The organism is Desertivirga arenae (assembly GCF_017355785.1).
In the GTDB taxonomy this organism is placed as follows: Bacteria; Bacteroidota; Bacteroidia; order Sphingobacteriales; family Sphingobacteriaceae; genus Desertivirga; species Desertivirga arenae.
In genome coordinates, this window is the sequence record NZ_JAFEWE010000002.1 from 104277 (window position 1) to 117765 (window position 13489).

9 protein-coding genes are annotated in these 13489 nt (G+C 43.8%); 6 read left to right on the forward strand and 3 right to left on the reverse strand.

What is annotated here, in order from left to right; translation table 11 throughout:
- Nucleotides 1-94: 94 nt before the first annotated feature.
- Nucleotides 95-1126, forward strand: a complete 1032-nt coding sequence (locus J4N24_RS04380; RefSeq protein ID WP_207532438.1) for a helix-turn-helix transcriptional regulator — start codon at nt 95-97, stop codon at nt 1124-1126.
- 77 nt (nt 1127-1203) lie between these two features.
- Here J4N24_RS04380 and J4N24_RS04385 read toward each other — a convergent pair whose 3' ends face one another.
- Together J4N24_RS04385 and J4N24_RS04390 are read right to left on the reverse strand one after the other, a co-directional pair.
- Entirely contained in the window at nt 1204-1491 is a 288-nt protein-coding gene (locus J4N24_RS04385; protein ID WP_207532439.1) for a hypothetical protein, read from the reverse strand.
- 16 nt (nt 1492-1507) lie between these two features.
- Nucleotides 1508-1918, reverse strand: coding sequence for a response regulator (locus tag J4N24_RS04390; protein ID WP_207532440.1), 411 nt, complete (start codon nt 1916-1918; stop codon nt 1508-1510).
- Between the two features lie 173 nt (nt 1919-2091).
- Here J4N24_RS04390 and J4N24_RS04395 point away from each other — a divergent pair, with 173 nt between their 5' ends.
- Nucleotides 2092-2742 carry a response regulator gene (locus tag J4N24_RS04395; protein ID WP_207532441.1) on the forward strand — a complete coding sequence of 217 codons (651 nt, stop codon included), beginning with the start codon at nt 2092-2094 and terminating at the stop codon, nt 2740-2742.
- A 4-nt stretch (nt 2743-2746) separates the two neighbouring features.
- Here the strand turns inward: J4N24_RS04395 and J4N24_RS04400 are convergent, their stop codons facing one another.
- Nucleotides 2747-9649, reverse strand: coding sequence for a PAS domain S-box protein (locus J4N24_RS04400; RefSeq protein WP_207532442.1), 6903 nt, complete (start codon nt 9647-9649; stop codon nt 2747-2749).
- 701 nt (nt 9650-10350) lie between these two features.
- On the opposite strand from J4N24_RS04400, the gene J4N24_RS04405 reads away from it, so the two are divergent.
- The 4 genes from J4N24_RS04405 to J4N24_RS04415 all read left to right on the forward strand — a co-directional run bounded on the left by J4N24_RS04405 (nt 10351) and on the right by J4N24_RS04415 (nt 13477).
- A complete protein-coding gene (locus tag J4N24_RS04405) occupies nt 10351-11373 on the forward strand; it encodes an LLM class flavin-dependent oxidoreductase (protein WP_207532443.1) in 1023 nt (340 codons plus the stop codon).
- A 304-nt stretch (nt 11374-11677) separates the two neighbouring features.
- Nucleotides 11678-12232 (forward strand): RNA ligase family protein, encoded by a 555-nt coding sequence (locus J4N24_RS04410; protein ID WP_242691511.1) that lies wholly within the window; start codon nt 11678-11680, stop codon nt 12230-12232.
- Nucleotides 12229-12387 (forward strand): hypothetical protein, encoded by a 159-nt coding sequence (locus J4N24_RS25485; protein WP_242691512.1) that lies wholly within the window; start codon nt 12229-12231, stop codon nt 12385-12387. The genes J4N24_RS04410 and J4N24_RS25485 overlap by 4 nt, the downstream gene beginning before the upstream one ends.
- Nucleotides 12371-13477 (forward strand): AAA family ATPase, encoded by a 1107-nt coding sequence (locus tag J4N24_RS04415; RefSeq protein ID WP_207532444.1) that lies wholly within the window; start codon nt 12371-12373, stop codon nt 13475-13477. Before J4N24_RS25485 ends, J4N24_RS04415 begins: the two co-directional genes overlap by 17 nt.
- Nucleotides 13478-13489 lie beyond the last annotated feature (12 nt).

Below are 13489 nucleotides of genomic sequence, written 5' to 3' on the forward strand. Positions count from 1 at the left end.
ACTTTTTTTGTTTGACGATTCAAAGTAAGACCGCCGCTGCGCAGTGTTTTTGCGCAGTAAAATATTTTTTGATAATTTTCAGAAAATTTCTCCGATGCCTGTTAATCGCAATGCCCTTATCCGTTACCGAACTATAGATAACTGCCTCCGCCACAAATACAAAAAATGGACTTTAGAGGATCTTATAGAAGCTTGTTCTGATGCTCTTTATGAATTTCAGGGAATTGATAAGGGGGTAAGTCGTCGAACAGTTCAGGCAGATATTGAGATGATGCGTAGTAATAAATTAGGCTACGAAGCACCAATAATTGTTATTGACAAGAAGTTCTATACCTATTCGGACAAGAATTACAGCATTACCAATATCCCTCTTACCAATCAGGATATGCAGGTACTTACCGAGGTGGCAGACTTGCTTAAGCAATTTAAAGGTTTCAGTCACTTTGCTGAAGTGAACGAAATGGTAAGTAAGCTAGAAGATAAGATTTACGTACAGAAAACATCAGCAACTTCAGTAATTGACTTTGAGAAAAACGATCATTTGAAAGGATTGGAATTTTTGGAGATGATTAGGAAAGCGATCATTTCGAAGACCGCACTCTGTTTCACCTATCGTTCTTTCCGTGCAAGGGATGAAAGTACCTTTTGCATTAGTCCTTACTTATTGAAAGAATACCGCAATCGCTGGTTTGTGCTGTGCCTTGCACACAAAAAAAGCTCTCCTATTCTAACTCTCGCCCTTGACAGAATTGTGAGTGTAGAGAAAGCAGAAACGGAACCTTTCCGCGAAAATATTAGCCTTGATTTAGGCACTTATTATTCGGATGTTATTGGAGTAACAAAGCATCCGGGTCAAAAAGACTGTGAGGTGGTGTTTAGAATAGATCATGAAAATGCACCTTATATTATCACTAAACCACTGCATCCAACGCAGAAGCTATTGACAGAAACCGCTGAGGGTAAGATTTTCAGCATCCGCGTTATTCTTAATTATGAGCTTGAACGGGAATTGTTGGGTTTCGGATGTAAGTTGCGGGTTTTAGGACCACGAACTTTGGTGAACCGTATCAAAGAGAATCTTGCCAAAGCGCTGGAGTGCTACGAGAAGGCTGAAGAAGACATATAGAAGAGCTCCACCTAAATTCTTCAGGACTTCTAACATTGAGAATAATGAAGGAATCCAGGTAGAGCCAAGGTACACGATCAATCGCAAACTGAGATACATTGCACCTTCATACCAAACACCTTTCGATACCTTTGATACCATTCGATCGCATAAGCAAAATCAGTCCAACTTTTAAATACAGAACCGATATTTTCAAAAAAGTAAGTACCATTATTTGCAATAACATAAAGACCTGATGCAGGCAGCTGTGTATTCACCTTATCCTGCATTTTAGAAATCCTAAGTCTTACCTCACCCTCAAAATCACATAGGAATTCGGTGTTAGGCAGATGTTTATAGGTTAGCACCAGAAATTTGTTTTCCATAGGGATAAATTATTATTTACGATTCCGGCCTGTATGCCGTTCTTATAATGGTTTCCTTTTCACAGGAACCTGTCTTACAATAGCCTTTTATCAAATCCAGCAGACACCAAAGGTCAAAAGGCTTCTCCACAAAACTATCGGCGCCGTAATTACCAAGAGATTTCAGGACTTTGGGGTAAGCAGAAAGCATAATTACCGGAATTTCACTTGTCGAAGTATTAGCTTTTACTTCATGACAAAGTTCCCCCCCGTTTCTTCTGGGTAAGATATAATCCAACAGTATAATATCAGGATTGAAATCTTTCACATCTGCAACGATATTGTCCGAGTCAGAAAGGATCTTTACTTCAAACTTCTCATCGCTGAGCATCTCGGATAGCATGTCGGAGATAAACCGATCGTCATCTATAATAAGTACTCTTTTCATATCTTTCATGGGTAGACCAAAGTTCGGGTGTGTGACGTCATCATCCGATAGGAAAAAAACGGAGTTTTATTTCGGAAAATACTCGATTTTACATTCGATGTTCCTTTTACTCCTGAAAAGGGTTTATACTAAACCTAATTAACCCATAAGGTTTAAAAATAAATTACCCGATTATGGATGCTATAAAAGTTCTCTTGGCCGAAGATCACACTATCGTTCGAAATGGAATTAGAGCCATGCTTGAGTCAGACGAGGGCTTTCAAGTTGTGGGAGAGGCTACAGACGGATTGGAAACCTTAACATTAATAGAAAAGGGACTATATGCCGATGTGGTTTTAACGGATATTAGTATGCCTGAAATGGACGGATTAGAACTATCAAGGGAGCTCCAAAAGAACTATCCGGAGTTAAAAGTTGTAATCTTGTCTATGTTGAACACAGATCAATATATCTTTGAAGCGTTTGATGCTGGGGTTAGGGGATACGTACTTAAGAATGCCGGTCCGGTGGAGATGAAGCTGGCTATCAGCGAAGTGGCAAAAGGTAAGGAATTCGTTTGCAGCGAGATCGGCATGGACCAGATTCGCAGAGCCAGGAGGGCATTTGCGGGTAACACCTGTGTAAATGACAACCTGCTACTTACCAATCGCGATAAGGAAATTTTAGCATTAGTTGCAGAAGGTCTCACCAACAATGAAATTGCCGACAAAATCTTTACAAGCCGGAGAACGGTTGAAGGACATAGGCAAAGTTTAAAAGAAAAGGCCGGAGCAAAAAACACAGCTCAGCTGATTGCTTTTGCTATCCGGCAAGGCATTATCTGATCCACTAATCTTTCAGAGGGATAATAATATTAAAAGTTGTCCCGTTTTCGGCGCTCGAACTAAGATCTAATGTGCCGTTCATTAAATGAACCCTGTTAGATAAGTAATCCAATCCAAAGCTTTTCTTTTTTGATTTACTTTTAGCTTCTGATATTCCAATCCCGTTGTCAGAAATATTAATTTTAATGTAATCCTCAATTCTCACAATTTCTGCAGTTACTCTTGAGGCCTTGGAATGCTTTACTACATTATTTAATATTTCCTGAACGATGCGAAAAACGGCAATCTCCATGCTTTGGCTAACACGTATCCTAAAACCCTTTACTTCAAGTTTATAGCGAATATTAGTGCTAATGAACTTATTTTCAAATAAATCTTTTAATGCGCTCTCTAATCCAAAGTCCTGAAGAATTGGGGGCATTAGTTCATGCGAAATATTTCGTACCAGTTGAATGGCACTGCCAAGCGTTTCTTCGGCTGCAGGCGCCTTACCTTGCAATTGTAGTTTAGCACCGACCAGCAACTGGCCAAATTCATTATGTAAAGCTTCAGCGATTCGTCTTCGTTCCTCCTCCTGGGTTTCCATCACTGCATTGAGGATTGCCTTCTGTTTTTCCTCTTCAGCTCTACGGAGTTTTGCTTCTGCAATTCTACGTTCGGTAATATCAATGTCTACACCTAAAACCTTTTGCACTTTTCCCTCCTCATCCTTGAATATAACGGTCTTGAGTGCGAGAACTTTTTCCCGTCCGGCAACAACAACCGTAATCTCATCTTCTACTGGTGTAAAGTCCTCTTTTATTGCTTTTATAATCGCTTCTATTCTACCCCGGGAGTCTGGTAGGATGTACTCCAGATAAGTTTCAGGGAACACTTCTGTACCTGGCTCTATCTCAAATAGATCATACATGCCATCTGACCAATACAGATGCTTTTTGCTCAAATCATACTCCCAGCTGCCCAGTCCGGCCACCTCTTCGGCTTGCTTTAACTTAGCCAGGTTCTCTACCACCGTTTGTTCGGCTTGTTTGCGTTCGGTGATATCTAAATTTGTTGCAACAAGGCCATCATCAAACTTAACGAACATTGCTGAGTACCATTTATTGAAGTGTTCAAAGGGGTAATAGTATTCGATTCTTCCCGGCTCCCCGGTTTCCGTTACATGCAGCATCAAATCGAAAAGGCCTGTTTGTTTGATTCCGGGATACTCCTGTGCATATAATTTGCCTACTAAATCAGTCCGGCCCGTTTCTCTTTCCAACTCTTTATTTACCAAATCAATCTTAAAATCGATAATCTCAGCCCTGTCATTTCGGACGGCCTTTAGAATTGACATACTCAGAAAGGTAGTATCGAGAACCGAGCGAAGCGTTTCGTTACTTACGTTTAGTTCAGATGTTCGCTTTTGAACTTCTTGTTCGAGCCGGCTGTTGAAAGTAATCAGCTGCTTTTCGGCTTCAACCCGTTCAGTGATGTCTACAGCCATACCCACTATAAAGCGGCGGCCATCGTTAAGTGTACCAGGCGAGGATGCACTGAAGCTCCAGTAGCGAACTTCCCCGTTTCCGATGCTAACCGGAAAATCAACATTAACAGTACGCTTTGTTCCATGGAACAGATCGTGCATATGGCTCCTTACTTCATCAGCTCCTTCGCCATATGCACGGGTAAGCCATAGATCAAAAGTGCGAATATCGGCCAGAGTAAAGCCGGTAAGTTCTGTCCAGGTACGGCTTATTTGCAAAACCTCCCCATCTTCGGCATGCATAATGACAGGGATAGGTGCATCTTCTATCGCTCTGCGAAACTGCTCTTCAGATTTCTTAAGGGCTTCTTCCGCCTTCACGCTTTCCGTTGCGGCCCAGATGCGTTCTGCTGTTTCAGCGAGAAGCTGTACCTCATGCGCTTTCCATTTTCGTGCAACGGCTTCGGTGACTGTGAGCGTGCCAACAAGCAGATTGTTTTTTACCAGCGGGATGAGCGCATAAGAAAGTATCTGAACAGCTTCCATTGCAGGCAGATCTTCTGCAGGAATTAAGTCTGACTCATAGATATTTTCTATCACTACCGGCTCACCTTTATGGTAAAGCGGCATTGCCCACGAATAAAGAGACAGCGGATGTATCCCAGCCATAGAAGGAGAATCGCCGTTGAGGTAATCGTCCGATATTTTCAGATACCCTTCTGGCTCATGTATGTCTGCGTAAAATGCGCGGTCGCATTTAAGCGCTTCTCCAAGCAACCTTGAGGCCATTCCTTCAATTTCTTTAGGGCTTGACAGGGGACGAAATGCATCACTCAGTTTCAACAGGTATTCCCGCCGCTGTTCCTGCCGCTTACGCTCTGTTGTATCTTTGAATACAGCAACGATAAAATTGTTCCCGGGCCCGCCAATACAGGAATAGTGTACATCGTACCAACGATCCAGGTCGGCAACATAATCTTCGCTTCTAAATGGCTCGCAGGTATCCGCAACCGACTGCATCAGATCGAGGAGTGATTGTTCGAGCCCGGGCATCAGTTCAGTTCCTTTTTTTCCGACAGCATCCTGCCAGCCCGTGAAGCGTTTGAATGCATTATTCACTTCCCTGTATGTCAGGTCTCTTACTTTTCCAGCTTTGTCGCGATGCAATTCCATTAAAGCGAAACCTTCATCGATGGTTTCGAAAACAGTCCTGAATTTCTCTTCCGATCTGCGCAGCGCTTGTTCGGCTTCTTTTCTTTCTGTGATATCAAGTACGAGGGATACCCCTGTCTTCCCATCGCCAATGGTAGCGCCGGTGAAAATACCCCAGCGCAATTTGCCGCTTGAATGGTAGAATTGTTTCTCGTAAGGGGAAATATAGCCGGTCTGTTGAAATTCTTCGATGGCCTGCAGCGTCCGGGGAATCCATTCTTTTGCCGTATAAACATCCCAGCGGACCTTTTCTGAATTAAGCTCATCCTTAGTTACACCCAGCATCTGCAGAAAGGCGTGGTTTGCCTCCACTATCGGCCCTCCGATATCAAAAAATGCCACCGCCACAATTCCGCTGTCGCTTAGCCTTCTGAATTTTGCTTCCGACTTGCGTAATGCTTCTTCGGCTATCGCCCTTTCTACCGCCCTCCAGGTTCGTTCTGTTGCCTCTTCCAGCAACTGAATCTCTATAGCTGTCCAACGTCTTGGTGTTGCCGAAACTGCGCAAATTGACCAGAATGGGTTCTTTTCACCCTTTCGTATGGTGGCAACCACCAAAGCACCAAATCCAAGCGCTTTAAAATTGCGTTTATCTGTTTCTGTTAATCCTTCTTCCTCCTGAAAATCAGCAATAAACAGGGTTTCATTATTTGTAATCCGCATGGCTTCAGGAAAATCAGATAAGCGTACTCCTTCTTTGGGCATAGGTTGTACTTTGTCATTCCCATACTGGTAAGGGAATACACCACGGTCTTCGTCGAGCAAGAATTCGCCCACATAACAACGGTCGAGCTGAAGGTGCCCGGCAAGCATTTGAAGGGCACTATTTACTATAGCATCTGCATCTGGCTCTGCCCGCAGTACATCTGAAAACTTCAATAGAAATTCCTGGTGTTGCTCCTTTTGCTTACGTTCAGTAATGTCTTCAAACACGGCTGCAAAGAAATTGCTTCCTGGCCCGCCAAGCCGCATACGATAAAGCCGCAACCACCTCTTTACATCATTTATATACACTTCATCCAATGAAGTTTCTCCTGTTTCGAGAAGGCGCTGGTAGAATTGGAAGCGGCCAGGATCCTGGTTTGGGATTGTTTCGGTTGACCTTTTACCTACTACATTGGCAAGGCCTGTATGTCGCTCGAAAGCCTTGTTTACTTCCCTGTAAATAATGTCTATAACATCGCCCTGCTCATTACGAACAACTTCCATGATGCAAAAACCTTCTTCGATCGTTTCAAATAAGGTGCGGTATTTTTCTTCGCTCTTTCGTAACGCTACTTCTGCTTTCGCGCGTTCCAACGCTATCCAGGTACGTTCGGCAACACCCTCCACCAGGGCAGCTTCGTCTCGCTTCCAGGCGCGTGGCTGAACAGAGGCAACAGTGAGAGCCCTCCAGCTTGTATCTGCCCCGCCTCTTCGCAACGGAGTGACCAGGAGCGCGCCAATTTGCGAGGCTGCAAGCATCGCCTTTTCTTCGTCAGAAAAACCGGGGTCGTTCACAAAATCGTCGACCTGCATCGGCTGCATAACCAACCGTCGCATGGACTCCGGAAATTCAGTGAGTTTGTATCTGCCCGTATGAGGTTGTAGGTCGGAGCGTCGGTATTCCGGTCCAACGATTGAAACATTTTCTTCGTAAAGGACGCAGTTCAGGTAGCAGCGATCCACATTAAGAAATTCACCCAACAACCTGGTGGTGATCTCACCAATGGCTTCTTCGTCGGTCTGGGCGCGCAATGCATCTCCAAGTCTAACTAAAAACGCCAGCCGTTCTTCGCTTGCACCTAACGCTTCTTCTGCTTTTGCTCTTTCTACTGCTGCCCATGTACGTTCGGCCACCGCAGCTAATAAGGCTTCATCATTAACTGACCAATTCCGAATTTTTGTATCGGCAATGATCAATGACGAGATCAATTTGCCTTGCCTAACCTGAGATGCTACAAGCATAGAACGAAACCCTGCGGCTATATATCGTCCGCGGATCTCTGGAGTTAATAACTCGTAATTTTCGTAGTCGCCAATATTTAAAATGTGCCCGGATTTCAAAAGATCGAAATACTCGGGAACCCCCGATACATCATGTGTACCTGCAAGTGACAAAAGATCCTCCCTTCGAGAATCATACTGCACAACACCGGTATTTTTTTCTTCATCCCATTCCACATAATAGCACCAGCCCGCTTCGTATTGCTTGAGCAGTAAATCTGTTACTGTAGTCTGCGCAACTTTAAGATTATCGGCCACGCCTAACCTATCGCTGAGATTAAGTAAAAACTGTTGCTGCTGTTCCCGCTGTTTGCGTTCGGTAACATCATGGAAAACAACTGCAATTTCCCGACTATTGCTAACACCTATACGAGATGCATAAGTTCGATACCAGCGTCCTGATGGTTCGTGCCAATTTTCATAACAGGATGGCCTGCCTGTTTTTAGTACCTTATCATAGTTGTCCAGCCAATAATTCTCAGTGTCAGGAGTTACTTCACTTCCCAACTTGCCGGCAGGATTCGCTATTCCGGAATGTTTTTGATAGTTAGGATTCGCCTCCAACCAACGATAATCCACTGCCTTTCCGGTCTCATCATATAGCAGTTCAATAATGCAGAAGCCTTCGTCTATCGAATTAAATAGCGATTTATATTTATCGGTTGCTTTTTTGGTTACTTCATCTTTGAGATTAAGGATTTCCTGTTCTGCATGTTTGCGTTCGGTAATGTCAACAGCTGTTGCCACCAGACCATCATCAAGCTTCACCGCCATCAAATGAAACCAGTGTTCGGTACCTTTTAAATTAAGCTGCACTTCGGTGTTAAGCGGCTGGCCGCCTTCTACCACGTCGCAATACAACTTAAACACATGGGTATCTTTAATGCCGGGATAGGCTTCGGAGTACCGTTGCCCGATCCTGTCTTCGAGCGCATATTTCCTCGCTTCACGATTCTCCAGAATGAATGCAAAATCCGTTATATCTCCTTTTTCATCACGCACTGCCTGATGGTAGGCAATTGGGTTAAGCGAGACCTCGAATACGGTTCGCAATAAGTTTTCCCGGTCAATGAGTTGCTGCTCTGTTTTTTTTCGTTCTGTGATATCAAAATAGGTTACCAGGATTCCCTCTCCAAACTTCTCCGCAAACACCTGTGCCCAAACAGAGTATCCGTAGGGCGAAATATCCACTTCATCTCTAAAGCTTTTACCTGTTTCAGCCACCTGTTTATAGTGCTTTAAAAGCACTGAATCCTTTAATTCAGGGAATTCCTGCGTCATTCTTTTACCGGAAAGTACCTCTCGATTCACGGATCTCAAAGTTCGATCATTGGCGTAGGCATACTCAAAATCTGTTATATGGCCATGCTGGTTTCTGAAGGGTTTCAGAAGCATGATACTGCTTTCCGTATTATTCAGCACCGATTCGAGCACTGCCTGCTTTTCGCGAATCTCCTGTTCGGCGTTCTTCCGGTCAGTGATGTTTGCCGTAGTGGTAGCCACCCCGTCGTTTAATTTAACTGTCGATTGGTAAAACCATCCGTCGAATTGTTCATGGGAATAGCGTCGTTCGCTCTGATCCGGAATGCCGGTTTCGACAACTCGCTTAAAGGTGTCGAAAATACCTTCCCCAACCACTCCCGGATTGGATTCGAGGAGACTTTTGCCGATAACATCGCCGTAAAACTGTTCCGAGGTTTTGTTATTTAGTACCCACGTAAAATCAACAATCTGGCCATTCTTGTCGCGAACGGCTTTAAATACCTGGATCATATCCAAGGAGCTGTCGATGGTGGCGCGTAGAAATTCCTTATTTTCAACGAGTTCATTTTCCGCACTTCTGCGGCGCGTAATATCCTGCACTACTCCAAAAAACTGTTGAGCATTGCCTTCGGCATCAGTGATCACCTTGCCATGCGATTCAACCATTCTCCATTCGCCGTCCTTACGTCGAATGCGGCGGATGTAATAATATGGCTGCTTATCCTGCGCCGCCCTTTCGAGTATCTGACGAACATTCTCGGCATCGTTGGGATGCGAACGTGAATCGATGAAATCGAGACTTGGCTCAAACGAAAAAGGTTCTTCTCCGAAGAGCTGATACATCCCTTCAGAGAAGTAAAACTTATTGGCATTGAGGTTCACTTCGTAGGTGCCGATCCCGGCTATCTCTTCTATAGACCGAACTAAGTCTTCCTCGGTTTGCAGGCGGGCGGTATTCTGTGATTGGCTGTTGTTTTTCATGAAGCACTTAACGATCCTCAACATAACAGATTTCAAGGAAATTGGTGCACTTAATCAGCTTTTTTTGTCCATATTTAATCAGGAGCCCTTTATGCCTGCGATGAGATAAAAAATATGAGGTTAAAAAACAGCCGAGTTCCAGATCTAACCATCCTTCGTGGAATACTATTTCGGGATACCCAAGACGGTATTGCGGCCGACATTGATTCGCCATTGGTTTCACATTTGTTCGGAGCCTTGGCAAGGTCCTGGCCCCGCTTCCGCCCTCTCTCCCGAATCTGTCTGCCCTTTGGTATAAATCAGTCACGAATCATGTACCAATGATCCCAGAAGAGACATCGCTATAAGGTCGCTATAACATCGCTGTAAGGTCGCTATAAGGTCGCTGTAAGTTGATTGGATTTTTTTGAAAGAGGAATTACTTTAACAGTAATCCTTAAAAGTACAACTAAACCTTCTTTTATCACAAAAAATTAAGAAAAAAAGGGGAAAAGAGGGTGCGGTAATTATTGCGTTGAATTTCAGTTACGAGAGGCGGGATAATCTGGATTACCCGGAGTCGGAAAGGATACTCAATGTCCTAAATGGTCACTAAAAGCTGGAGTATCTATAGTTTTGGAATAAAAGTGACTTTAAATTAATCTTAGCTGCGTGGAATAGGTTGTACATTAGCAGGGTTTATATCAAATTTCTAGAATACTATGGAAATAGGCATTGATAGCTTTGCTTCGGCAATGTATGGTAGCAATGAGTTGAGTAGTTTGGATGCGATGGAACAGCTTTTGGATAGGATTGTTGCTGCTGATGTTGCTGGCTTGGATGTTTTCGGGATTGGGGAACATCATAAGAAGGAATACCTTGATTCTGCTCCTGCGGTGATCCTTGCGGCAGCGGCGGCGCGCACAAAGAATATTCGTTTGACGAGTGCTGTTACGGTGTTGAGTACTTCGGATCCTGTTCGAGTTTTTCAGAGTTTTGCTACGCTGGATGTAATTTCTAAGGGCCGCGCTGAATTGGTTGTTGGCCGGGGTTCTGCTGTTGAGTCTTATCCTTTATTTGGCTTTGATTTGAATGACTATGATGCGCTATTCAAAGAGAAGTTGCAGCTATTACTGCAGATCCGGGATAAGGAATTTGTAAGCTGGTCAGGTCGGTTCAGGCCCGCTTTGGATAATCAGCCGGTTTATCCGCGTCCCTTGCAGGAAAAGCTTCCGGTTTGGTTAGGCGTTGGTGGTACTCCGGAATCCTTTGCCCGTGCGGGAAGGTTAGGATTGCCATTAATGGTTGCTATTATCGGAGGGGAAACGGAGCGGTTTCGACCCCTCATTGATCTTTATAGAAAGGCTGGCCGGGAGGCTGGCTTTAGCCAGGAACAACTTAAGGTTGGGTTGCACTCCCCGGGCTACGTTGGGGAGAGTGATCAGTCGGCTGTAGCGGATTATTATCCTGGCTTTATAGAGACCTGGAATAAAGCGGGACGAGAACGAGGATGGCCACCTGTAACTAAGAGTCAGTTTGACCATTTAATAGGTCCCAAAGGTGTACTGGTAGTAGGTGGGCCGCAGACTGTTGTGCAGAAGCTTTTAAGACATAGTGAAGCTCTGGGAGGAGTTGACCGTTTCACCTTTCAAATGGATATTGCCGGTCTAAATCATCAGCAATTAATGCGCTCTATTGAGCTGATCGGTTCTGAAGTAATTCCAAAAATCAGGTTAAGTACCTAGTAAGGAGTAGGCTTCTATTCAACTTCCGATTCCTCTAGTAGTTCCTTTTCGGCTTCCATATAGTGCATACCCTGGAAGAATTGAACCACATAGAGGCAATAAAAGATGTTTAGGCTTAAAGTGTAGTAGAAATTGGTTTGGGGTTGTTTATTATAACTGACAAATCTATTTCCTATCTTTGCCACCATCAACAACCCTCATATCATTTGAGCCATGTAATGTCATACATACATTCTGTTTAAAGAATGACTTCCTCTCTCAGAGGAAGAGATGACTCTTATTGTTTTATTTAATCTTAAACATCATGGCTATTTCAAAAAAATATGGCAGGACATATCATTATCCTTTTTCGCCAGGCACTACCAGCGACGACAGGATACAACATAATTATTGGGAACTTGTAAAAGAAATTCCAGAGCTTTTACATACCGAGAAACTTGACGGAGAAAACAACTGTTTGTCAAAACTTGGCGTATTTGCCCGTTCCCATGCTGCTCCAACGGTTTCTCCATGGACAGAGAGCTTGCGTAGGTTCTGGCAATTAATCAAAAACGACCTGGGCGATCTGGAAATATTTCTGGAGAACCTGTATGCAGTTCACTCTATCGAATACAGGAATCTGGATCATCATTTTTATGTATTCGGGGTGCGGGAGAATGATCGCTGGCTAAGCTGGGAGGAAACAAAGTTCTATGCTAACATGCTTGATCTTCCTACTGTACCGGAATTACAATTTTCAACCAGCTTGTCAGACACAAAAGCTTTCGAACAGGAAGTTTTGAACCTTGCTTCGGGCAGAGGATCTTTCGAACCCTTTGATATTCATTCGGCAAACCGACCACGATTGAAGGTATTGTGAGCCGGAACACTAAGGCCTATTCGGTGGATAGCTTTTCAGAGAACGTTTTCAAATATGTTAGAAAAGGGCATGTAAAAACGGACGAGCACTGGACTAGAAACTGGAAGCGAGCGAGACTAAATCAGGAAGGAGGTAGCTATGTGGACTATCAGTAAAAATAAGGATTGGGATTATCTCAAAGAAAATTTTGATTGGGTTAGTCGCATGGAAAATGTTCATCAAGATCCTCGTCATCATGCAGAGGGGAATGTCGCCATTCATACGCAGATGGTATTGAATGCATTAGATAGTCTTCCTGGCTTTCAAAATCTTTTACCTCAGGAACAGGAGATCCTTTGGGCGTCAGCTTTGCTGCACGACGTTGAAAAGTATAATACTACGGTGCTGGAAGCAGACGGAAGTATTACAGCTCATGGCCATGCTCGTAAGGGAGCAATGAAAACTCGTCAAATATTGTATCGGGAAATTGCAACACCTTTCCCTATACGTGAACAGATCGTAGGGTTAGTACGCCATCACGGCTTGCCTTTATGGTTACTGGAAAAGCCTGATCCTCTTAAGGTTCTGGTAAAAGCAAGTTATGAGGTAAATACAGAATGGCTGGCTTTATTAGCAAGAGCAGATGCTTTGGGACGCTACTGCCAGGATCAGGAAGATTTGCTTTATCGGATTGACTGCTTTGAAGAGTATTGCAGGGAACGTAGTTGCTGGGGCGCTGCAAAAACCTTTCATTCTTCCCATGCCCGAATGTATTACCTTGCTAAAGAAAACAGTCCCGTCGATTATGTGCCTTTTCAGGAACCAGAGGCAGAAGTTGTCTTATTATCAGGATTACCTGGTGCAGGGAAGGATAATTATCTGCAAAAGCATCTGTCAGAAATGCCTCAGATTTCTCTGGATAATATCCGTCGGGAAAAGCGAATTTCTCCGACAGATAAAAAGGCCAATGGAAGAGTAATTCAGGAAGCAAAAGAGATGGCAAAAGGTCTTCTGAGAAAGAAGAAAGGATTTGTGTGGAATGCAACTAATATTACTTCACAAATGCGCTCGCAGCTAATTGAGCTTTTTACTTCTTATGGTGCTAAGGTGCGTATTGTTTACATTGAGGTTCCTTATCAAACTCTCCAGGGGCAAAATACAAAACGGGAGGAAATGGTTCCCGGGAATGTAATTGAGCATCTCATTGATAAGTTGGAAGTGCCGGCAGCTTGGGAAGCGCATGAGGTGAAATATATTATTAGGTAATTTACTAAATAA